The sequence below is a fragment of the Isoptericola sp. Y581 genome, from assembly GCF_059445475.1.
On sequence record NZ_JCAIUK010000002.1, the window covers coordinates 216767 to 237904 of the forward strand.

Sequence of the window (21138 nt, forward strand, 5' to 3'; positions counted from 1 at the left end):
GCCCCGGTGCGCGATCCGGGTGACGATGGCGGGCATGGCCGGCTGGACGATCGCGCAGGTCACGGACCCGGCCGAGCTGGTCGCGGCGTCGCACCTCTTCGACGCGCCGGTCTCGCCCCGGGGCGCGGCCGACGCGCTGGGCCGGCCCGGGCACGTCGTGCTGCTCGCGCGCGCCCCGGACGGGCTCGGGATCGGCTTCGTCTCCGGGGTGGAGATGCGGCACCCGGACAAGGAGCCGGAGATGTTCGTCTATGAGCTGGGCGTGGACGAGGCGTGGCGGCGCCGCGGCGTGGCCACCGCCCTGCTCGGGTCGCTGCGGGACCTCGCGGTCTCCCGCGGCTGCCGCGGGATGTGGACCGGCACCGAGGCGGACAACGTCGCGGCGCTCGCGACCTACCGCTCGCTCGGCGCCGAGGTCGACCGCGACTCCGTGTTCGTGGTCTGGGAGAACCTGGCCGAGGGGGGCCGATGACGGAGGTCACGGCGGCGCTGCGCCGCGCGTGGGGCGAGTTCGTCGGCCCGGAGGCCACGCGGGCGAACCACGTGCTGACGGTCGTCACGACGGTGGCCGGGGCCGTCGCGGCGCCGGTCGTGGCGCGGGCACGCGGTGCCGACACGAAGCGCGCGGTGGTCGCGTGCCTGCTGGCGGTGGACCTCGCGGGCGGCGTCTACGTCAACAACACGCGCGCGTGCGCCCGCTGGTACGAGCGCCCGGGGCAGGGGGACGCCGAGCACTACTCCTTCGCCGCGCTGCACGGGCACCCGGCCGCGGTGGCGTGGCTGGACGCGGGGCCCTCGGGTCGGGGCGCGGGGCGCCGGGTCCAACCCGCGGCCTGGGCCGCCGCCCACTACGCCTTCATGGTGGCCGCGACGGTCGCGATCCGGCGCCACCCGGCCCGTCGGCGCACGCTCGGGGTGGCCCTGACCGCCGGCGGGCTCGCGCTCGACGGGCTGCTGGGCCCCTCGCGGACCGCGCCCTGGTTCGCCTGGGCGTACTACCCCAAGCTGCTGGCGGGGCACGCCGCGGCGGCGCTGTGGTCGGACGACGACCTCGCCCCGCGCTGAGGCCGCGCTCACCGGCCGGCCCCCTCGCGGGTCATCGCGCGAGGTGCTCCGTCAGCCACGGCAGCAGCACCGGGAGCACGGCGTCGGCCTGCATGGCCGACAGGTGGTCCTTGCCGGGCAGCACCTCGACGCTCCATCCGGCGGCCTCGAGCTCGGCACGCCGGCCGGTCACGGCCCCGGCGATGACCACCTCGACGTCGCCCCAGCCGGGGCCGTAGGTGATGTCGTCGTCCGCGCCGACGACGACCAGGCGCGGGAGGGCGAGCCCGAGGGACACCCGGTCGTCGAACCCCGCGAGGGACTCGTAGAGGGTGAGGTACTGCTGCGTCAGCTCGGGCGGCTGCGTCATCTCGACGGAGTCCCAGTCGCCCGGCTCGGTCGTCGCGGGCTCGGTCGTCGCGTCGGACGGCGGCGCGTCGCGGTGGGCGAGCGCCAGGCGGTGCGCGGCGCGGGTGACCGCGAGCATCGCGTCGTACGGGCCGTCGAGCGGCGGGTACCCGCCCATGGCCAGCCCCGTGAGGCGGTCGGTGCGCATTGCGAGCTGCAGCCCGGCGAGGGCGAGCCACGAGTAGCCGTAGTACGCGAACCGGTCCGTGCCGGCGGCGTCGGCGACGGCCAGCAGGTCCGCGGCCAGCGCGTCGGCAGTGAGGCTGTCGGGGGCGGGGTGGGCTGCGCGGTGCCCCTCGTAGTCGGCGGCGACGACGCGGAAGCCGGCGTCGGACAGCCGGGTCGCGAGCGTGCGACCGAGGTCCGGGTCGGCGCCCCAGGCTCGCATCGCGTCGGCCCGGGGGCCTTCCAGCGGGGCGGTCCGGACCGGGAGCAGCACCGCCGGGCCCTCCCCGAGGACGGTCGCCTCGATCGTCGTCCCGTCGTGCAGTCGTGCGGTGGGCATCCGGGCTCCTCGGGATGGGGGAATAAACTACGTACACTGTAAGCGAATGAGAGGATCGCGGCGATGAGCGAGACCGAGGAGCATGTGCGCCGGCTGTGGCGGCACCGTGGCGTGGCGCCGTCGGCACCCCGGCGAGGCCCGCGGCGCCGCCTCGACCTGGACGCCGTCCTCGACGCCACCGTGGCCGTCGCCGACGCGGACGGGCTCGACGGGCTGTCCACGCGGGCCGTCGCGACGCGGCTGGGGCTCAGCGCCATGGGCCTGTACCCGTACGTCGGCACCAAGGGCCAGCTGCTGGCGCTCGCGGAGGACCACGCGTCCGCGCTGCCCGGCTGGGCGGACCCGGGCCCCGACCTCGCCGCGGACCTCGACGCCTGGGCCGGGCGCCTCTTCGACCTCTACCTGCGCCACCCCTGGCTCACGGAGCTGTCGTGGTCCGAGGCGCCGGGCGGGCCGCGCCAGCAGGACTGGCTCGAGCGGCTGCTCGACGTCCTCGCCCGGTGGGACGTGGCGACCGAGGCGCGCGCGGCCGTCGTCACAGCCCTGTACGCCGTGGTGCGGGCCTCGGCGCAGACCGCCGCCGGGCACCGGCGGCTGGACGCGGCCGGGGCGCAGGCCTGGCTGGAGCGCGCCGCGGCGACCCGCCGGCTCGTGCCGGACCTCGAGCGGCGGTACCCGCGGTCGGTCGCCCTCGCCCCGCAGGTCGACGGGGACTGGCGGGACGCGCCCCGCGCCGCGGTGCGGCACGTGGTCGACGCGCTGTGCCGGGGCGTCGAAACGTCCTGACCCCTCGATGCGCCCTGGCGAAAACCGTTGCCCGGCGCGCGCGGCTCTGGAAGGGTTGCGGCCGTGAACGCACCCGCCGCGGCCCTGGACGCCGCCCTCCTCCTCGCCGCCTACGACGACCAGCTCCGCACCGACGCGGAGACGCCGAGCGCCGTCTCGGTGACACGCCTCGGCCCGCTCCGGCTCGTGACTTTCGCCGGCGGCCGGGGGTTCGTCACCTACCGCGACCTCGGTGGGGCGGACGCCGCGACGATCCGCGGCTTCGTCGCGTCGGCGCTCGCGCACTTCTGCGCGGACCCCGAGATCACCCGCGCGGAGTGGAAGACCCGTGGCCACGACGTCGCGCCGGGGCTGCACGAGGCGCTCCTCGACCACGGCTTCGAGCCCGACGAGACGGAGTCGGTCATGATCGGCGAGGTGGCCGCGCTGGCCGTCGACGTCCCTCTGCCCGACGGCGTGACCCTGCGCCGTGTGACGGCGGAGGCGGACGTGCGCGCGATGACCGCGATGGCCGACGAAGTCTTCGGCGACGACCCCGCGACCTCCGGAATCGCGGACGCGCTGCTGCGCCGCCAGGCGATCGACCCGGACATGGAGCTCTGGGTCGCCGAGGCGGACGGGCAGGTCGTCAGCGCCGGCCGGCTCGAGCCGGTGGCCGACACGGCGTTCGCCGGGCTCTGGGGCGGGTCGACCCGCCCCGAGTGGCGGGGCCGCGGCATCTACCGCGCGCTGACCGCCGCCCGGGCGCGCTCCGCCCTCGCGCGGGGCAAGACGTACATGCACAGCGACTCCACCGAGTTCTCCCGGCCCATCCTGGAGCGCTCGGGCCTGGTCAAGGTCTCCACCACGACGCCGTACCTCTGGCGCCAGTAGACGGGGCGGGCCCGTGGGACTCGACGACGATCCCTTCGACCACCGCGTCACCAAGGACGGCAAGGTCCTGGTGAGCCGGGGTGGTCGGTTGGTCGTCACCGTCTCGGGCGCGCGCGCCGCCCGGCTGGTCGCGCTGCTCGGCCAGGACCCCGCGACCGACCAGGAGCTGCTGGCGCGCGCGACCGGCAACTACCGCCGCGGCAACGAGCGTCGCGAGCACCGGCCGTGACCGGTGTACGAGACGGGCGGCAGGCGCCTCCCTCCCCGATGACGCCCCGTGGCAAGCGCTCTTTGCGCCCTGGTGACAAGGGGAGCGCGGCGGGCCGTGGGGGGACTAGGGTCCGTCATTGCCGCCCGCACCGTTGCGGGCGGCGCCCGCAGGATGGCACCGGGGGTGGACCCCGGGCCGGGACGCAGGAGGGCACGTGAGCGAGGCGCTCAGGCCGCTCGTGGGGGCACGCCGGTGAGCCGCGCGCGGCTGCTCGTGCGGCGTTCGTCCGCGCACCGGGGTCTGCTGCTCCTCGTGGCGCTGCTGGTCGCCACCGTCTCGGCGGCGCTCGGCACGACGGCCGGCACCGTGCGGGCGGCCGAGGCACAGATCGTGCAGGACGGGCTCACCCGGGGCGGCGCGCCGGGCGTGGTCGAGGTGACCACGCGGCTCGCGCCGCCCGAGGACGCCGCCGCGCAGGACGAGGCGCTGCGCCGGCACCTCGGCCAGCTCTTCGCCGGCGCCAGCTACGACGTCGTGCGGCAGGAGGTGCCCGACGACGACTCGGACGACCCGTTCGTCCGCTGGACGCTCACCCTGGACGTCGCGGCGAGCCGCGTCGCCGACCTGAAGGTCCTGGCGGCGGGCTCCGACGAGCTCCTGGAGACCGTGCTCGGCGACGAAGCAGTCGCGGTGCGGGGCGGCACGGTGACGGGAGACCTGGGCGAGCGCGCGTCCGACACGGTGGCGGCCGTGGGCGCGGCGTCGGCCGTCACGCTGGTCCCGATGCTGTTGCTCGCACTCGCCGGCGCGGTCGCGGTCACGCAGGTCGCGCGGTTGCTCGCCGGCTCCCGGGAGGGCGAGGTGCGCCTCCTCGTCTCCCGGGGTGCCTCGCCCGGCCAGGTCACGCTGGCGGCGGCCCTCGAGGCGTGCGCGGTCGCGCTTGTCGGCGCGGTCGTCGGGGTCGGGGTCGCGGCCGTCGTGCTCGTCGCCCAGGGCGCGGTCGCCGGGGCGGGAGCGGGCGGGCGCCTGGCCGCCGCGGTCGCGCCGGCCGCAGTGGTCACGGCGGTGGTCGCCGTCCTGGTGCTCGGCGCGGTGAGCGGTGCGCAGGCGCGCGCCGCGGCCTCGCTGCGGCCTGCGGACGCCTCGGGGCGGGGGCGGCAGGCGGCGGCGTGGGGCACCGTCGTGCTCGTCGTCGCCGCGGCCGGGGTGACGACGTGGCTGCTGCGGCGATACGGCTCACCGCTGGTGCCGACGCCGCAGGGCGGCCAGACCGACCCGGCGGCGGCCGCGGCGCCGGCCCTCGTCCTCGCGGCCGCGGCCGTCGTGGCGGTCGCGCTGCTCGGCCCGCTGTCGCGCGGCTGGGCGACGCTCGCCGCGCGCCGCACCGACACACGGGTGCTGGCCGCACGGCAGGTCGCGCGCCGGCTGGCGGTCACGGCGGTCCCCGTGGTCCTGGTCGTCCTCGCCGCCGGGAGCCTCGCCCTCTCGGCCGCCTACACGGGCACGGCCCAGCAGGTCCGCGCGGACGCCACCGGCCTCGCCACCGGCAGCGACGTGCGCGTCGTGGCGAACGGCGAGGCGCCCGGGCCGCTGGCGTCGTTCGCGTCCCTGCGCGGTGCGGCCGCCGTCGCTCCGGCGCTCGTGCTCGGCGGCACGGTCGACCAGCGCGAGCTGTCCGTGACGGGCCTGCCCGTGGACCGCATCGAGGACGTGGCCCTCACGCCGGCGAGCACGGGCGGCGCGCAGCGGCTCCGGTCCGCGCTGGCGGGCGCCGACCCGTTCGAGGACACGCCCGTGCTGCCGGCCACGACCAGCGAGGTCACGATGCGCGTCTCCGGCCGGTTCTTCGTCGTCGACGCCGCGCTCGGTGGCACCTCCGCCCTCGGTGAGCCCATGACCCGGGCGGAACTCGCGCGGGAGGCAAGCGGCTCCGCCAGGCTCAAGGGCGCGCTGCAGGGCCTCGAGGCGGGACAGGTGCGGGTGCGGCTCTGGCTCGGCGGCGCCGACGGCCGGCTCGTCCCCGTCGAGGTGGGCGCGTTCGACATCGACCTGGACGGCGACGGCGACGGTGCGAACCCGATCGGCCCGCAGGAGAGCACCCACGAGCTGACGGTGGACGTCCCGTCCGCTGCGGCTGAGTCGCTGCGGGACGACGCATCCTGGCGCGTGCTCGCCCTCGACGCGGTGCCCGAGGGTTCGTCCGCCTGGGAGACGGCCCTCCGGCTCCACGTCGACGAGCTCGTGGCCACCACCGACGACGGGGCCGAGCAGGTCGACGTGGCGAACGCCGGCTGGGCGCCGGCGTCGAGCGACCCGGTCGTGCAGGCCGTCTGGGGCGCGCGCGGGGACGGGATGAGCCTCGCGTTGCGGACCAGCGAGGCGGGGCCGTCGGCGTTCCGGATGATCGCCGCGGGCATCGCGCGCGAGGCGGTGCCTGCCGTCGTCTCCCGGCCCCTGGCCGACCTGCTCGACCTCGACGTGGGCGAGCAGGCCGAGATCCCGGTGGGGTCGCGTCGCCTCACCGTCGAGGTCGCCGACGTCGTGGACGCCGTCCCGGGGGCGCAGCAGACCGCCGCGGCGATGGTCGGGCTCGGCGACCTGCAGGCCGCCTTCCTGCGGCTCACCTCCACCGTCCCCGAGGCCTCCGAGGTGTGGGTCCGCGCCGCGGAGGGGGCCGACTCCGACTCCGCGCTCGGGCGGCTGGCGGAGGCCGCCCGGCAGGCCGCGGCCGCGGACGACGTGCAGGTGACGACGTCGGCCGGGGGCGGCCGGTCCGACGCCGCGGCGCCCGTGCGGCAGGCATTCGGCGTGGCCGCGCTGGCGGCGGTGCTGCTCGCGCTCGTCGGGGTCGCGGCCGTCACCGTGAGCACGCTGCGGGAGCGCCGGGCCGAGGTCGCGGTGCTCCGCGCCGTCGGGATGCCCCCGCGCGCGCAGGGGAACGGGCGGGCCCTCGAGCTGGTGGTCGTGACCGCCGCCGCGGCGGTGGCCGGAGCGGCGGCGGGGCTGGCGCTGGCGGCCGCGACGGTGCCGGGCCTCGCCGAGGCCACGCTCACCGGGTTCGCCGTGGTCCCGCCCGCGGTGACCGCCCTCTCGCCGTGGGCCGCCCTCGTCCCCGGCATGGTGCTCCTGGGCGGGCTGGCGGGGCTCGCGCTCGCCGTGCGGGCGCAGGTCGTGGCCCAGGCACAGGACGGCACCTACCGCGAGGAGGTGCGCTGATGTTCCGGCTGCTGCTGCGCCGCCACCTGCGGACCGGATGGGGCACCGCCCTCGTCCTCGCGCTCGTCACCCTCCTCGCCGCGGCCGCCGGCACCGCGGCCACACGGGCGATCGGGGAGATGCGCGCGCGGCAGGTGTCCTACGCCACCGAGAACCTCACGCCCCTGCTGCGCGACGCCGTCTCCCTCGCCGGCGACGTGCCCGACGGGGACCCGGCGCTCGAGGCCAGTGCCCTCACCGTCCTCGACCCCCACCCGGGTGTCCCCGACGAGCCGGCCTGGGACGAGTTCCTCGACGCGATGGTGGGCCTGCGCGACGCGCGGCCGCAGCCGCTGCGCGGCGTGCTCGGCGACCCGTCGTTCGCCGTCTCGTCGACCGACCCCGTCGTGACGGAGGTGGTGCCCGGCAACGACGTCGACGTGCCGCAGGTGGTGCTGCGGGCGTCGGCGCGCCTCGGGCAGGACGCGCGGCTCGTCGAGGGCAGCTGGCCGGAGGCCACCGAGATCACCGCCGGCGTCAACGGCGCCGAGGGGGACGAACCGGTGCAGGTGGTCGTGACGCGCGACGTCGCGCACACGCTCGGGTGGGAGGTCGGCGGCGTCTATGCCGTCGAGGAGTGGAAGCACCCGCCGCTGCGCGTGGTCGGGCTCACCGAGCCGGTCGCGCCGGGGGCGACCGCCTGGTACCACCAGCCGTTCGGCCGCCAGGCCCAGGTGGTGCCGGACCCGGAGGTCGGCAACATCGCCACCGCAGCCGCCTACGTCGACCCGGCGATGATCGGCTCCGTCACGATGCGGGGGAGGACGACCCGCCTCTGGTACCCGGTGTCGACCACCGACCTGAGGTCGGACGACGTGGTCGAGCTCGCCGCCCAGGTGCGGGGACTGACCCACGACTCCCTCGAAATCGTGCCGGGCGATCCCGTGCGGCTGCAGGCGCGCACCCAGCTGGCCGACGTGCTCGACCAGGTGGTGCGGGACCGGGCGGGGACGGACGCCGTCCTCGCGGTGCTCGTGGTGGGGCCCCTGGGCGCGCTCGTCGCGGTGACCGTGCTGGCCGCGCGGCTCGTCGTCGAGCGCCGGCGCTCGGCGCTCGCGGTGCTGCTCGCGCGCGGGGCCACCGGGACGCAGCTCCGGCTGCTGACGGCGACGGAAGGGCTGGTGGTGAGCGTGCCTGCCGCCGTCGTGGGCGTGCTGCTCGGCCTCCTCGCATGGCCCGGGGACGTCACGGGGACCCAGCTCCTGATCGCGGGCGCGGCGGCGCTCGCGCCAGCCCTGGCGGCCGCGGCCGTGACCGTGCCGCGCACCCTGCGGGTGCAGCGGCAGGACCTCGCGGCCGGGAAGGTGAACCGCTGGCGCCGCACGACGGAGCTGGCGGTGGTGGGCCTCGCGGTCCTGGCGGTCCTGCTGCTGCTGCGCCGCGGCCTGGTCGCCGGGGCCGGGTCGGGCGGCGTCGACCCCCTGCTGGCGGCGACGCCGCTGCTCGTCGCGGCCGCGGCGGCCGTGCTCGCCGTCCGCGTGCTGCCGGTGCTCGCGCGCGGGCTCGAACGCCTGGCGGCCCGCCGGCGGGACCTGGTCCCGTTCCTCGGTGCGGCACGGGCCACCCGGTCACCCGCCGGCGGCGTCGTGCCGGCGCTGGCCCTGGTGCTCGCGGTGTCCGTCGGGGCGTCGTCGGCCGTGCTCCTGTCCACGGTGGACGCCGGCGTCGCGCGGCAGGCGCACGTGGAGCTCGGCGCCGACCTGCGTGTCACGGGCCCGGTCGTGACGCCCGAGACGGCGGCGGACCTGCGCCGCGTGGACGGCGTCACCGAGGTGGCGACGGTGTCGCGGCTCGCCGAAGGCGGCAGGCTGACCGGGTCGGACGGCCGCGGCCGTCCCGTCCAGGTCGTCGCGGTGGACGCCGCGGCGCTGGCGGCGGTCCAGGCCGACGTCCCGGACGCGCCGCGGGGCGTCGCGGCCCTGGCCGGACCGGAGGAAGCGCCCGGTGAGGACGGGGCGCTGCCGGTCGTGACGCAGTTCGTCGACGGCCTCGCCCTGGGCGCCGACGAGGCCACCCTGCAGATCGTGGACCGCACCCTCGACGTCGACGTGACGGGCACGGCCGGTTCCCTGCCCGGCCTGGGCGGCGCGACGGCGGCCGTGCTGGTGGACCGGGAGGCCCTCGTGGCGGCCTTCGGCGAGGAGGTCGAGCCGCGCACCGCGCTGGTCGCGCTCGCGCCGGACGCCGACCCGGCCCGGGTCGCGGCGGCCGTGCGGGACCTGGTGCCGGGGGCCACGGTGGACGACCTCGCCACGACGACGGACGACCTGCTCGACGCGCCCGCGGCGAGCGGGATCACCACCGGGGCCACCGTGGCCGTGGTGCTGGCCGCCGTGCTGATCGTGCTCACGGTGGCGATCACCCTGGTGCTGGCCGCCCCCGACCGGGAGCGGCTGCTGAGCGTGCTGCGGTCGATGGGGATCCGGCGTGCGGAGTCCCGCGCGCTGGTCGCGTGGGAGGTCGGGCCGTGGTCGCTGGCCGCGCTGCTCGTCGGCGCGCTGGTCGGGGTGGTCGTGCCCGCGCTGCTGCGCGCCCGCGTGGACCTGACGTCGCTGACCGGCGGCGGCCCGCAGCCGGGCCTGTCGATGAGCCCGGTGCTGGTCGCGGTCGGCGTGGTCGGGTTCGTCGTGACCGTGGCGGTCGGGGCGGGCGTCGCCGCGGTCGTCGGGCGGCGCTCCGCCTCGACGGAGCGGCTGCGAGAGGCAGCGGAATGAGGGAGGACGACATGGTGGTGACAGAGGAGCGGGCGCCGGAGCCCGCGGTCGACGGGACCGGCGAGCCGGGCGAGGAGATCCGGTGCCGCGGTCTGGTCCGGATCTTCGCGACGGACGGGATCGAGGTGCAGGCGCTGCAGGGACTGGACCTCAGCGTGCGGCGCGGCGACCTGGTCGCCGTCGTCGGGGCGTCCGGCTCGGGCAAGTCGACCCTGCTCAACATCCTGTCCGGCATGGACGTGCCGACGGCGGGCTCGGTGGTCGTGGCGGGCACCGACCTGCTGGCGATGGCCCGCGCGGACCGGGTGCGCTACCAGCGGTCGACGGTCGGGTTCGTGTGGCAGCAGACCGCCCGCAACCTGCTGCCCTACCTCACGGCCGCGGAGAATGTGCGGCTGCCGTTGGAGATCTCGCGGTCCGACGCCGGGGCGAGCCGCGGGGCGCGCGTCGCCGAGCTGCTGGAGATGCTCGACGTCGGCGCGGTCGCCGACCGCCGCCCGGGACAGATGTCCGGCGGCCAGCAGCAGCGCGTCGCGATCGCGGTGGCCGTGGCGGGCTCTCCCCGCGTGCTCCTGGCCGACGAGCCCACGGGTGAGCTGGACGAGGCGACGAGCGTCGAGGTGCTCGAGGCCCTGCGGTCGGTGAACGCCGAGACCGGGGTGACGACGCTGATCGTCACGCACGACCCCACCGTGTCGGAGCACGTCGCGCGGACCGTGCAGATCCGCGACGGGCGCACCTCGACGGAGGTGCTGCGGCGTGTGGAGGTCGACGAGCACGGCACGCAGCACCACGTGGCGGAGGAGTTCGCGGTGCTCGACCGCGTGGGCCGCCTGCAGCTGCCACCCGACTTCGTCAGCGCGCTCGACCTGCGCGACCGGGTGCGGTTGGCGCTCGAGGAGGACCGGGTCGAGGTCCGGCCGGACGGGAGGCAGGGGCGATGAGCGGCACGACGGATGTCACGACGACGGTGCTGCGCGCCGACGGCGTCTCGCGGGTCTTCGGCACGGGGGCGGGCGAGGTGAGCGCCCTCGCGGACGTGTCGATCGAGGTGGGCGCCGGGGAGCTGGTCGTGGTGGTCGGCCCGTCCGGCTCCGGGAAGTCCACGCTGCTGCACGTGCTCGGCGGTCTCGACCGGCCGTCGTCGGGCACCGTGCACCTGGGGGCCGACCCGCGGGCGCCCGGCTCGGGGTCGGACGCGGGGTCGGACGCGGGGACGGGCTCCGGGGCGCGCGACGGCGAGCGCGAGCTCGGCACGCTGGGCGAGGCGGAGCTGCACGCCGTGCGCCGCACCGAGATCGGCTTCGTCTTCCAGTCCTTCGGCCTGGTGCCCGTGCTGTCCGCGGCGGAGAACGTGGAGGTGCCGTTACGGCTGGCGCGGGTCGACCCGGCGGAGCGTGCGGAACGCGTCGCGGAGGCGCTCGCGGCCGTGGGGCTCGCCGAGCACGCCGACCAGCGGCCGTACGAGCTCTCCGGCGGTCAGCAGCAGCGGGTGGGCGTGGCGCGCGCGCTGGTCGCCCGGCCGCGCGTGCTGCTCGCCGACGAGCCGACCGGTCAGCTCGACTCGGGCACCGCCGCGCGCGTGATGGTCCTGGTCCGCGACCTGGTGCACTCCCGCGGGGTGGCCGCCGTCGTCACGACGCACGACCCCGAGCTCGTCGCGATGGCCGACCGGGTCCTGGTGCTGCGCGACGGGCGGCTGGCCGCCGTCTGAGGGTGCCCGCGGCGTGGGACCGAGTGTCCCGGAGGTTGCGCGGAGATACCGGAATGGTCACGGTTCCGGGCGCAAATGGGATCAAGGGTATGAGCCGGGGCCCAGACGTGACTAGGCTCACCGGCGCACAGTGCAGTGCGCGCGCACACGCGCATGCACCTCACCGAGGGCTGACCCCCGCCGGTGAGCGACCCTTACTCAGGAGGACACGTGACACCTCGACGACGTCTAGCAGGCATCGGGGCCTTCACCCTCGCCTCGGCCCTGCTGCTGTCCGCGTGCGGTGGCGGTTCCGGCGACGACCCCGAAGCCACGGGCGACGGTCCCAGCACCGGCATCGTGACCGTCAGCAACGGCGAGCCCCAGAACCCGCTCATCCCCACGATGACCAACGAGACCTACGGGTCCAAGGTCATCAACAACCTGTTCTCCGGCCTGGTGTACTACGACGCCGACGGCGTCGTGCACAACGAGATGGCGGAGTCCATCGAGTCGGACGACCAGCAGACCTGGACGATCACCATCCAGGACGGCTGGACGTTCACGGACGGCACCCCCGTCACCTCGCAGAGCTTCATCGACGCGTGGACGTACGGCGCGGACCTCGAGAACGCGCAGAACCTCTCGTACTTCTTCGAGCCGATCGAGGGCTACAACGGCGAGAAGAGCGCCGAGCTCACCGGGCTCACCGCCGTCAGCGACACCGAGTTCACGGTGAAGCTCAAGCAGCCGGAGTCGGACTTCAAGACGCGCCTCGGGTACGCGGCGTTCATGCCGGTGCCGGAGTCGTTCCTCGACGACCCGGAGGCCTTCGGCGAGACGCCGGTCGGCAACGGCCCGTACAAGCTGGACTCGTGGGAGCACAACTCGCAGATCTCGCTGGTCCCCAACGAGGACTACAAGGGTGAGCGGGCGCCCCAGAACGGCGGCATCGACCTGATCGCGTACACCCAGGAGGACACGGCGTACAACGACCTCCTGTCGGGCAACCTCGACATCGTCACCAACGTCCCGTCGTCCGCCTTCGCGACGTTCGAGGACGAGCTGGGCGACCGCGCGGTCAACAAGGCGTCGGCGGTCATCCAGGTCGTCAACGTGCCCGAGTACCTGCCGGAGTACGGCGGCGAGGCGGGCCACCTGCGCCGCCAGGCCATCTCGATGGCCATCGACCGCGACCAGATCACCGAGACGATCTACAACGGCTCGCGCACGCCCGCCAAGGACTTCAGCTCCCCCGTGATCGAGGGCTGGTCCGACGAGGTCGAGGGCAACGAGGTGCTCGAGTACAACCCCGACGAGGCCAAGAAGCTCTGGGCCGAGGCCGAGGGCATCGAGAAGTGGGGCGACAAGCCCGTCACGATCGCCTCGAACGCCGACTCCGACCACCAGACCTGGGTGGACGCGGTCTGCAACAACGTCCGCAGCACCCTCGGCGTCGACTGCGAGTTCGCCCCGTTCCCCACGTTCGACGAGTTCCTCGACGCGCGTGACAACGAGACGCTCACCGGCCTCTTCCGCGGTGGCTGGCAGGCCGACTACCCGTCCATGGGTAACTTCCTCGGGCCGATCTACGGCACGGGCGCCGGCTCGAACGACATGGGCTACTCGAGCAAGGAGTTCGACGCCAAGCTCAAGGAGGCGAACGGCGCCTCCGACCCCGAGCAGGCGATCACCCACTTCAAGGAGGCCCAGACGATCCTGTTCCAGGACCTCCCGGGTATCCCGCTCTGGTACCAGAACGTGACCGCCGGCTACGGCGAGGACGTCGAGAACGTCGTCTTCGGCTGGGACAGCGACCCGCTGCTCTACCAGGTCACGAAGGCCGAGTGACACCCGGTCGACCCTGATCGACCGGCCCAGGGCGGGCAGGGCGCATGCCCGGCCCGCCCCGGGCCGATCGATCGATTCGGAGCGTGCCGTCCGCGTCCTGTACCGTCGCCGACGGCCTCCCGACTGAAAGGGGGGCGGGGCGTGCCGACGACGCACGCTCCGCCCCCGCACCTGTCCGGGCAGAGACGGCCGGACAACGACCCGTAGCCCGGGGAACCCCGGAGCGAACGAGGAGAAAACACGCATGCTCTGGTATCTCGGACGCAGGCTCCTGCAGGTGATTCCTGTGTTCCTGGGGGCGACCCTCCTGCTCTACGCGCTCGTGTTCCTACGGCCCGGTGACCCCGTGGCCGGCCTGGGCGGGGAGCGCGGTCTCCCCGAGGCCGTGCAGGAACAGATCCGTCAGCAGTACAACCTGGACGAGCCGTTCATCGTCCAGTACCTGCTCTTCCTCAAGGGTGTCTTCACCCTCGACTTCGGCGTCGACTTCCGCGGCCGCGAGATCCTGGACGTGATCGCGGAGGCGCTGCCCGTCACGTTCCAGCTCGCCATCATGGCGCTGGTCATCGAGGCCGTCTTCGGCATCGTGTTCGGCCTCATCGCGGGCATGCGCAAGGGCGGCTGGTTCGACGGCAGCGTCCTGGTGCTCAGCCTGCTCGTGATCTCGGTGCCGACGTTCGTCATCGGCTTCGTGCTGCAGTTCGTGATGGGCGTGAAGCTCGGCTGGTTCCCCGTGACGGTGGGCCGAGATCCGAACTTCTACACCCTGCTGCTGCCAGCGATAGTGCTCGCCGCCACGTCGTTCGCGTACGTGATCCGGCTGACCCGCACGTCGGTGGCGGACAACCTCAGCGCCGACTACGTGCGCACCGCGCGGGCCAAGGGCCTGAACCGGACACAGGTGACCGGCCGGCACGTGCTGCGCAACTCGCTCATCCCCGTCGTGACGTTCCTCGGCGCCGACCTCGGCAACCTCATGGGTGGCGCGATCGTCACCGAGGGAATCTTCAACATCCAGGGCGTCGGGGGCACGCTCTACCAGTCGATCATCCGTGGCGAGAGCATCACCGTGGTCTCGCTGACGACGGTGCTGGTGCTGGTCTACATCGCGGCGAACCTGCTCGTCGACCTCCTCTACGCCGCCCTCGACCCGAGGATCCGTTATGCCTGAGAACCGATACGACACGGTGCCCGGCGGGCGCCGACCCCGCCCGGGGCAGGAGCACTTCGCCGCCGAGCTGGACGAGGGCGGCCTCGGCGCCGTCGACGCCGTCAAGTCCGACGAGAAGCCCTCGAGCCTGTGGCGCGACGCCTGGCGGGACATGCGCCGCCGCCCGATGTTCTGGATCGCCGCCGCGATCATCCTGCTGGTCGTGACCGTCGCCGCGTTCCCGGGCTGGTTCACCGACGTGCACCCGCGCTTCGAGTGCGAGCTGCCCAAGTCCCTCGGCGGGCCCGAGCCGGGCCACCCGTTCGGCTTCGACCGACAGGGCTGCGACATCTTCGCGCGCACGCTCTACGGCGCGCGGGCCTCCGTGCTCGTCGGCGTCCTGTCCACGGCGATGGTCGTGATCATCGGCACGATCATGGGCGCGGTCGCCGGGTACTACGGCGGCTGGTTCGACGCGATCCTCTCCCGCATCACGGACATCTTCTTCGCGATCCCGCTGGTGCTCGCCGCCATCGTCATCATGTCCGTCACGACCAACCGCACGAGCTTCACGGTCGCCCTGGTGCTCGCGTCGTTCGGCTGGACGTCGATCGCCCGCATCACGCGCGGCACGGTCATGTCGGTGAAGAACAACGAGTTCGTCACCGCGGCCCAGTCCCTGGGCCAGAGCCGCGGCGGGATCCTCGTCAAGCACGTGCTGCCGAACTCGGCCGCGCCGATCATCGTGTACGCCACGGTGGCGCTGGGTACGTTCATCGTGGCCGAGGCGACGCTGAGCTTCCTCGGCATCGGCCTGCCGCCCAGCACCGTCTCGTGGGGCGGGGACATCGCCCAGGCGCAGGCGTCGATCCGCCAGGCGCCGCAGATCCTCTTCTACCCGGCCGGCGGCCTGGCCCTCACGGTGCTCGGCTTCATCATGATGGGCGACGTCGTGCGCGACGCCCTCGACCCGAAGGCACGGAAGCGATGACGACACAGTTCCCAGTGACGGACGGCATCCGGCCTTCCGGTCAGGTCTCCGGCACGAGCTACGAGGCGGGCACCGACAAGCCCCTGCTCGAGATCCGCGACCTCGAGGTGTCGTTCACCACCTCCGAGGGCGTGGTGCACGCCGTGCGCGGCGCCGACATCTCGGTGTACCCGGGGCAGTCGGTCGCCATCGTCGGCGAGTCCGGCTCGGGCAAGTCGACCACGGCGCACGCCGTCATCGACCTCCTGCCCGGCACGGGCAAGGTCACCGGCGGCAGCATCAAGTTCGATGGTCGGGAGATCGTCGGCCTGCCACGCGCGGAGATCGAGGCGATGCGCGGCAAGGACATCGGCCTCGTGCCGCAGGACCCGATGTCCAACCTCAACCCGGTGTGGCGTATCGGCACCCAGATCGAGGAGGCGCTCAAGGCCAACGGCTTCCAGGGCGGCCGGCGCGAGCGCAAGGACCGCGTGACGGGCCTGCTCGAGGAGGCCGGCCTTCCGGACGCGGCGCGGCGTGCGCGCCAGTACCCGCACGAGTTCTCCGGCGGTATGCGGCAGCGCTCGCTCATCGCGATCGGCCTGGCCTCGCGGCCCAAGCTGCTCATCGCGGACGAGCCGACGTCGGCCCTCGACGTCACGGTGCAGCGGCAGATCCTCGACCACCTCGAGGTGCTGACGCGAGAGCTCGGCACCGCCGTCCTGTTCATCACCCACGACCTGGGCCTGGCCGCCGAGCGCGCCGAGCACCTCGTGGTGATGTTCAAGGGCCGCGTGGTGGAGTCCGGGCCGGCCCGACAGATCCTGGCCGACCCGCAGCACCCGTACACCAAGCGACTCGTCGCCTCGGCGCCGTCGCTCGCGTCCCGCCGCATCCAGGTGGCGCACGAGCGCGGCCAGGAGTCGGGCGAGCTGCTGGCTCCCGACCTCGACGCCACGGTGTCCCTCACCGCGGTGAACGCCGGGGTGGCCAAGGCCAAGGCACGGGACATCGTCGCGGTGCGCAACCTCACCAAGGTGTTCAGCATCCGTGGCGGCCGGCCGGGGACCTCGACGGACTTCACCGCCGTCGACGACGTGAGCTTCACCCTCAAGCGCGGGCACACGCTCGCGCTGGTGGGGGAGTCGGGCTCCGGCAAGTCCACGGCGGCCAACCTGGTGCTCGGCCTGCTCGAGCCCACGTCGGGCGTCGTCGAGTTCGACGGCACGGACATCGCGGGGCTCTCCCCCAAGGAGCTGTTCGCCTTCCGCCGGCGCATCCAGCCGGTCTTCCAGAACCCTTACGGGTCGCTGGACCCGACGTACTCGATCTTCCGTTCGATCGAGGAGCCGCTGCGGCTCCACCGCGTGGGGACCAATAAGGAGCGCGAGCTCCGGGTGCGCGAGCTGCTCGACCTCGTCTCGCTGCCGCAGTCGGCGATGCGCCGGTTCCCCAACGAGCTGTCGGGCGGGCAGCGTCAGCGCATCGCGATCGCGCGCGCGCTCGCGTTGCGGCCCGAGGTGATCGTGCTCGACGAGGCCGTCTCGGCGCTCGACGTGCTGGTCCAGGCACAGATCCTCGACCTGCTGGGCAACCTGCAGGACGAGCTGGGGCTGTCGTACCTGTTCATCACCCACGACCTCGCGGTGGTCCGCCAGATCGCCGACTCCGTCGTCGTGATGCAGACGGGCAAGGTCGTGGAGCAGGCCTCGACCGACGAGGTCTTCGACAACCCGCGCCAGCAGTACACGCGCGACCTGCTCGCCGCCATCCCCGGTGCCGGGCTGGAGGGCGCCGCGATCGCGGGCTGACCGCGCACCCCCGACGGGGCCGGCGGACGATCTGATCGTCCGCCGGCCCCGTCGTGCTCCGTTTGCCGACCCCGCACCGGGGGGCCAGTGTGATCCCCATGGCAGGGGCGTCGACGCTGGCCCGCGGGGTCTTCTATCCGGCAGCAGGGATCATCCTGCTGTTCGTGCTGGTCGCCGTGTTCGCCGCCGACGCCACCGACGCCGTGATGAGCACGCTGCAGGGCGAGGTCGTCGGCGCCTTCGGCTGGTACTACGTGATCCTCGTCGCCGGGTTCGTGATCTTCGCGATCTGGATGGGCCTGAGCCGGTTCGGCGACATCGTGCTGGGACCGGACGACGAGGAGCCGGACTTCAAGCTCCCCGTGTGGTTCTCGATGCTCTTCGCCACGGGCATGGGCATCGGCCTGGTCTACTACGGCGTCTCGGAGCCGTTGTCCCACTTCGTGAGCCCCAAGCCGGGCGTCACCGGCGACGACGCGGCGCTAGCCCAGGCCGCGATAGGCCAGACGTACGTGCACTGGGGCTTCCACGCGTGGGCCATCTACGTGGTGGCGGGCCTCGCGCTCGCGTACTCGATCCACCGCAAGGGCCGGCCGGTGTCGATCCGGTGGGTGCTGGAGCCGCTCCTCGGGGACCGGGTGAAGGGGTGGCTGGGCAACGTCATCGACGTGGTCGCGATCATCGGCACGGTGTTCGGCGTCGCGACGTCGCTGGGCCTCGGCGTGCTGCAGGTGGCCCACGGCCTGGGGTACCTGGACGTCGTCGAGCCCAGCACCGGGCTCCAGATCGGGCTGATCGCCGTGATCACGGTGCTCGCCACGATGTCCGTGGCCTCGGGCCTGTCCAAGGGCATCAAATGGCTCTCGAACGGCAACATGGTCCTCGCCGGGGCGGTGCTGGCGGTGGTGCTGGTGCTGGGCCCCACGCTGTTCCTGCTGCGCAGCTGGGTGCAGTCGTTCGGCTACTACTTCGCGAACGTCGTGCAGATGACCTTCGACACACTGGCGTTCCGGGGTGACGCCGGGCTGGAGTGGGAGTCGTCCTGGACGATCTTCTACTGGGGCTGGTGGATGTCGTGGGCGCCGTTCGTCGGCGTCTTCATCGCCCGCATCTCCCGGGGCCGCACGGTGCGCGAGTTCGTGCTCGGCACGCTCGCGGTGCCGATGGCGGTCACCACGATCTGGTTCAGCGTGTTCGGCGGCGCCGGCCTGCACCAGGAGATGACGAGCCCGGGCAGCATGCTGGACCCGGATACCGGCGAGGTGAACACCGACACCGCGATGTTCCAGCTCTTCGACAGCCTCCCGGGCTCCGGGACCTGGCTGGCCGTCGCGGGGATCGTGCTGGTCGTCATCTTCTTCGTCACCTCCTCGGACTCGGGGTCGTTCGTCGTCGACATGCTCGCCCACGGGGGCAACCCGAACCCGCCGCTGTGGAGCCGGTTGTTCTGGTCGATCCTCGAAGGGCTGGTCGCGGCGGCCCTGCTGCTGGCGGGCGGCCTGGAGGCGCTGCAGACCGCGGCGATCCTCATCGCCCTGCCGTTCTCGCTCGTCCTGATCGCGATGTGTGTCTCCGTCGTCAAGGAGCTCAGAGTCGAGCACCGGGCGATCGTGCGGGCAGAGCGCCGCGCCGCACGGCAGGTGTTCACCGAGCAGGTCACCGACAAGGTCACCGACAAAGTCACCGAGCAGGTCACCGAGAAGGTGGCGACTACGCTCGCCGGCCGTGGGGAGAACGTGCTCCCGCCGGCCCCCGGCGCGCTGCGGCTGCGGGTTCCACGACGGCGGGAGCCGCGTGCGCCCGGTGAGACGGGAACGACGGGCGGGACAGGCGGCGGGACAGATGGTGGGACAGATGGCGGGACAGATGGCGGGACAGATGGTGGGACCGGGGGCGGGTAAGATGGAGGTTGCCCGATTCGCGGGCACCCTCCCTCTCCAGGAATGAGAACCCTCGATGTCTGTGCGCTCCGACCTGCGCAACGTGGCGATCGTCGCCCACGTCGACCACGGCAAGACGACCCTCGTGGACGCCATGCTGCGCCAGGCAGGCGCCTTCTCCTCCCACCAGCACGTGGACGACCGGGTCATGGACTCCGGCGACCTCGAGCGGGAGAAGGGCATCACGATCCTGGCGAAGAACACGGCGGTCCGGTACTCGGGCCCGTCGGCGGCCGAGACGGGCGAGCCCGGCGGCATCACCATCAACGTCATCGACACCCCGGGCCACGCGGACTTCGGCGGCGAGGTCGAGCGCGGCCTGTCGATGGTCGACGGCGTCGTCCTCCTCGTCGACGCGTCCGAGGGCCCGCTGCCGCAGACCCGCTTCGTGCTGCGCAAGGCGCTCGCCGCGAAGCTGCCCGTCATCGTCGTCGTGAACAAGGTCGACCGCCCCGATGCGCGCATCACGGAGGTCGTGGGGGAGACCACCGACCTGCTGCTCGGCCTCGCGAGCGACCTGTCCGACGAGGTCCCCGACCTCGACCTGGACACGATCCTCGACGTGCCCGTCGTCTACGCCTCGGCCAAGGCCGGCCGCGCCTCGATCGACCAGCCCGCCGACGGCTCGCTGCCTGCGAACGAGGACCTCGAGCCGCTGTTCGCCACGATCCTCGAGAAGATCCCGGCGCCGACCTACGACGAGAGCATGCCGCTGCAGGCCCACGTCACCAACCTCGACGCGTCGCCGTTCCTCGGCCGCCTCGCGCTGCTGCGCATCTTCAACGGCACGCTCCGCAAGGGGCAGACGGTCGCCTGGGCGCGCCACGACGGCACGCTGTCCAGCGTCCGCATCACCGAGCTGCTCGAGACGAAGGCGCTCGACCGCGTCCCGACCGAGTCCGCCGGCCCCGGCGAGATCGTGGCGGTCGCGGGCATCTCGGACATCATGATCGGCGAGACCCTCACGGACGTCGACGACCCGCGGCCCCTGCCGCTCATCACCGTCGACGACCCGGCGATCTCGATGACGGTCGGCATCAACACCTCGCCGCTGGCGGGCAAGGGCGGCAAGGGCCACAAGGTCACCGCCCGGCAGGTCAAGGACCGCCTCGACGCGGAGCTCGTCGGCAACGTGTCGCTCAAGGTGCTCCCGACCGAGCGTCCCGACGCGTGGGAGGTGCAGGGCCGCGGCGAGCTGGCCCTCGCGATCCTCGTCGAGCAGATGCGCCGCGAGGGCTTCGAGCTCACGGTCGGCAAGCCGCAGGTCGTCACCAGGCAGATCGACGGCAAGCGGCACGAGCCGATGGAGCGCATGACCATCGACGTCCCCGAGGAGTACCTCGGCGCCGTCACCCAGCTCCTCGCGCAGCGCAAGGGCCGCATGGAGACGATGAGCAACCACGGCACCGGCTGGGTCCGCATGGAGTTCATGGTCCCGGCGCGCGGGCTCATCGGCTTCCGTACGCGCTTCCTCACCGACACGCGCGGCACGGGCATCGCGTTCTCGATCGCCGAGGGTTACGAGCCGTGGCACGGGCCGATCGAGACCCGTGTCAACGGCTCGCTCGTCGCGGACCGTTCCGGTGTGGTGACGCCGTTCGCGATGATCAACCTGCAGGAGCGCGGCACCTTCTTCGTCGACCCCACGCAGGAGGTCTACGAGGGCATGATCGTCGGCGAGAACGCTCGCAACGAGGACATGGACGTCAACATCACCAAGGAGAAGAAGCTCACGAACATGCGTGCCGCCTCGAGCGACACGTTCGAGAACCTCACTCCTCCGAAGCACCTGACGCTCGAGGAGTCGCTCGAGTTCGCGCGCGAGGACGAGTGCGTCGAGGTGACGCCGGAGGTCGTGCGCATCCGCAAGGTCGTGCTCGGCGCCTCCGAGCGTGCCCGGGCGACGGCGCGGGCCAAGCGCGACTGA

At 73.7% G+C, this 21138-nt stretch carries 16 protein-coding genes; 15 read left to right on the forward strand and 1 reads right to left on the reverse strand.

Features of this window, described 5'->3' with window-relative positions; genetic code table 11:
* Window positions 1–34: 34 nt before the first annotated feature.
* Both AC1C2W_RS03985 and AC1C2W_RS03990 read left to right on the forward strand, forming a co-directional pair.
* The gene (locus AC1C2W_RS03985) at window positions 35–472 is read left to right on the forward strand and encodes a GNAT family N-acetyltransferase (protein ID WP_495387679.1); all 438 of its coding nucleotides are present in this window, start codon (window positions 35–37) and stop codon (window positions 470–472) included.
* Entirely contained in the window at window positions 469–1065 is a 597-nt protein-coding gene (locus AC1C2W_RS03990; protein WP_495412445.1) for a hypothetical protein, read from the forward strand. The genes AC1C2W_RS03985 and AC1C2W_RS03990 overlap by 4 nt, the downstream gene beginning before the upstream one ends.
* Window positions 1066–1096: 31 nt before the next feature.
* Here AC1C2W_RS03990 and AC1C2W_RS03995 read toward each other — a convergent pair whose 3' ends face one another.
* A complete protein-coding gene (locus tag AC1C2W_RS03995; protein ID WP_495412446.1) occupies window positions 1097–1957 on the reverse strand; it encodes an alpha/beta fold hydrolase in 861 nt (286 codons plus the stop codon).
* 63 nt (window positions 1958–2020) lie between these two features.
* Between AC1C2W_RS03995 and AC1C2W_RS04000 the strand changes: the two genes are divergently transcribed.
* From AC1C2W_RS04000 to typA, 13 genes are all read left to right on the forward strand, one after another.
* On the forward strand, window positions 2021–2743 hold the full coding sequence (locus AC1C2W_RS04000) for a TetR/AcrR family transcriptional regulator (protein WP_495412447.1): 723 nt from the start codon (window positions 2021–2023) through the stop codon (window positions 2741–2743).
* Window positions 2744–2806: 63 nt separating this feature from the next.
* Window positions 2807–3616 (forward strand): GNAT family N-acetyltransferase, encoded by an 810-nt coding sequence (locus AC1C2W_RS04005; RefSeq protein WP_495412448.1) that lies wholly within the window; start codon window positions 2807–2809, stop codon window positions 3614–3616.
* A gap of 13 nt (window positions 3617–3629) precedes the next feature.
* A complete protein-coding gene (locus tag AC1C2W_RS04010; protein ID WP_495387674.1) occupies window positions 3630–3845 on the forward strand; it encodes a hypothetical protein in 216 nt (71 codons plus the stop codon).
* A gap of 234 nt (window positions 3846–4079) precedes the next feature.
* The gene (locus AC1C2W_RS04015; protein ID WP_495412449.1) at window positions 4080–7043 is read left to right on the forward strand and encodes an FtsX-like permease family protein; all 2964 of its coding nucleotides are present in this window, start codon (window positions 4080–4082) and stop codon (window positions 7041–7043) included.
* Window positions 7043–9796, forward strand: a complete 2754-nt coding sequence (locus AC1C2W_RS04020) for an FtsX-like permease family protein (RefSeq protein WP_495412450.1) — start codon at window positions 7043–7045, stop codon at window positions 9794–9796. Before AC1C2W_RS04015 ends, AC1C2W_RS04020 begins: the two co-directional genes overlap by 1 nt.
* Before the next feature lie 11 nt (window positions 9797–9807).
* Entirely contained in the window at window positions 9808–10740 is a 933-nt protein-coding gene (locus AC1C2W_RS04025) for an ABC transporter ATP-binding protein (protein WP_495387671.1), read from the forward strand.
* Entirely contained in the window at window positions 10737–11510 is a 774-nt protein-coding gene (locus AC1C2W_RS04030) for an ABC transporter ATP-binding protein (protein WP_495412451.1), read from the forward strand. Before AC1C2W_RS04025 ends, AC1C2W_RS04030 begins: the two co-directional genes overlap by 4 nt.
* A gap of 210 nt (window positions 11511–11720) precedes the next feature.
* On the forward strand, window positions 11721–13340 hold the full coding sequence (locus AC1C2W_RS04035; protein WP_495412452.1) for a peptide ABC transporter substrate-binding protein: 1620 nt from the start codon (window positions 11721–11723) through the stop codon (window positions 13338–13340).
* Window positions 13341–13584: 244 nt separating this feature from the next.
* The gene (locus tag AC1C2W_RS04040) at window positions 13585–14511 is read left to right on the forward strand and encodes an ABC transporter permease (RefSeq protein WP_495387668.1); all 927 of its coding nucleotides are present in this window, start codon (window positions 13585–13587) and stop codon (window positions 14509–14511) included.
* Entirely contained in the window at window positions 14504–15481 is a 978-nt protein-coding gene (locus AC1C2W_RS04045; RefSeq protein WP_495387667.1) for an ABC transporter permease, read from the forward strand. Before AC1C2W_RS04040 ends, AC1C2W_RS04045 begins: the two co-directional genes overlap by 8 nt.
* Entirely contained in the window at window positions 15478–17271 is a 1794-nt protein-coding gene (locus tag AC1C2W_RS04050; RefSeq protein WP_495412453.1) for a dipeptide ABC transporter ATP-binding protein, read from the forward strand. The genes AC1C2W_RS04045 and AC1C2W_RS04050 overlap by 4 nt, the downstream gene beginning before the upstream one ends.
* A 98-nt stretch (window positions 17272–17369) precedes the next feature.
* The gene (locus AC1C2W_RS04055; RefSeq protein ID WP_495412454.1) at window positions 17370–19172 is read left to right on the forward strand and encodes a BCCT family transporter; all 1803 of its coding nucleotides are present in this window, start codon (window positions 17370–17372) and stop codon (window positions 19170–19172) included.
* 55 nt (window positions 19173–19227) lie between these two features.
* Complete coding sequence (gene typA, locus AC1C2W_RS04060) at window positions 19228–21138, forward strand: translational GTPase TypA (RefSeq protein WP_495412455.1); 1911 nt, start codon at window positions 19228–19230, stop codon at window positions 21136–21138.

Coding starts and splice junctions, on each gene's coding strand:
- AC1C2W_RS03985 (WP_495387679.1), top strand. CDS start 35: ATGGCCGGCTGGACGATCGCGCAGGTCACGGACCCGGCCGAGCTGGTC.
- AC1C2W_RS03990 (WP_495412445.1), top strand. CDS start 469: ATGACGGAGGTCACGGCGGCGCTGCGCCGCGCGTGGGGCGAGTTCGTC.
- AC1C2W_RS03995 (WP_495412446.1), bottom strand. CDS start 1,957: ATGCCCACCGCACGACTGCACGACGGGACGACGATCGAGGCGACCGTC.
- AC1C2W_RS04000 (WP_495412447.1), top strand. CDS start 2,021: ATGAGCGAGACCGAGGAGCATGTGCGCCGGCTGTGGCGGCACCGTGGC.
- AC1C2W_RS04020 (WP_495412450.1), top strand. CDS start 7,043: ATGTTCCGGCTGCTGCTGCGCCGCCACCTGCGGACCGGATGGGGCACC.
- AC1C2W_RS04025 (WP_495387671.1), top strand. CDS start 9,808: ATGGTGGTGACAGAGGAGCGGGCGCCGGAGCCCGCGGTCGACGGGACC.
- AC1C2W_RS04030 (WP_495412451.1), top strand. CDS start 10,737: ATGAGCGGCACGACGGATGTCACGACGACGGTGCTGCGCGCCGACGGC.
- AC1C2W_RS04040 (WP_495387668.1), top strand. CDS start 13,585: ATGCTCTGGTATCTCGGACGCAGGCTCCTGCAGGTGATTCCTGTGTTC.
- AC1C2W_RS04045 (WP_495387667.1), top strand. CDS start 14,504: ATGCCTGAGAACCGATACGACACGGTGCCCGGCGGGCGCCGACCCCGC.
- AC1C2W_RS04050 (WP_495412453.1), top strand. CDS start 15,478: ATGACGACACAGTTCCCAGTGACGGACGGCATCCGGCCTTCCGGTCAG.
- AC1C2W_RS04055 (WP_495412454.1), top strand. CDS start 17,370: ATGGCAGGGGCGTCGACGCTGGCCCGCGGGGTCTTCTATCCGGCAGCA.
- typA (WP_495412455.1), top strand. CDS start 19,228: ATGTCTGTGCGCTCCGACCTGCGCAACGTGGCGATCGTCGCCCACGTC.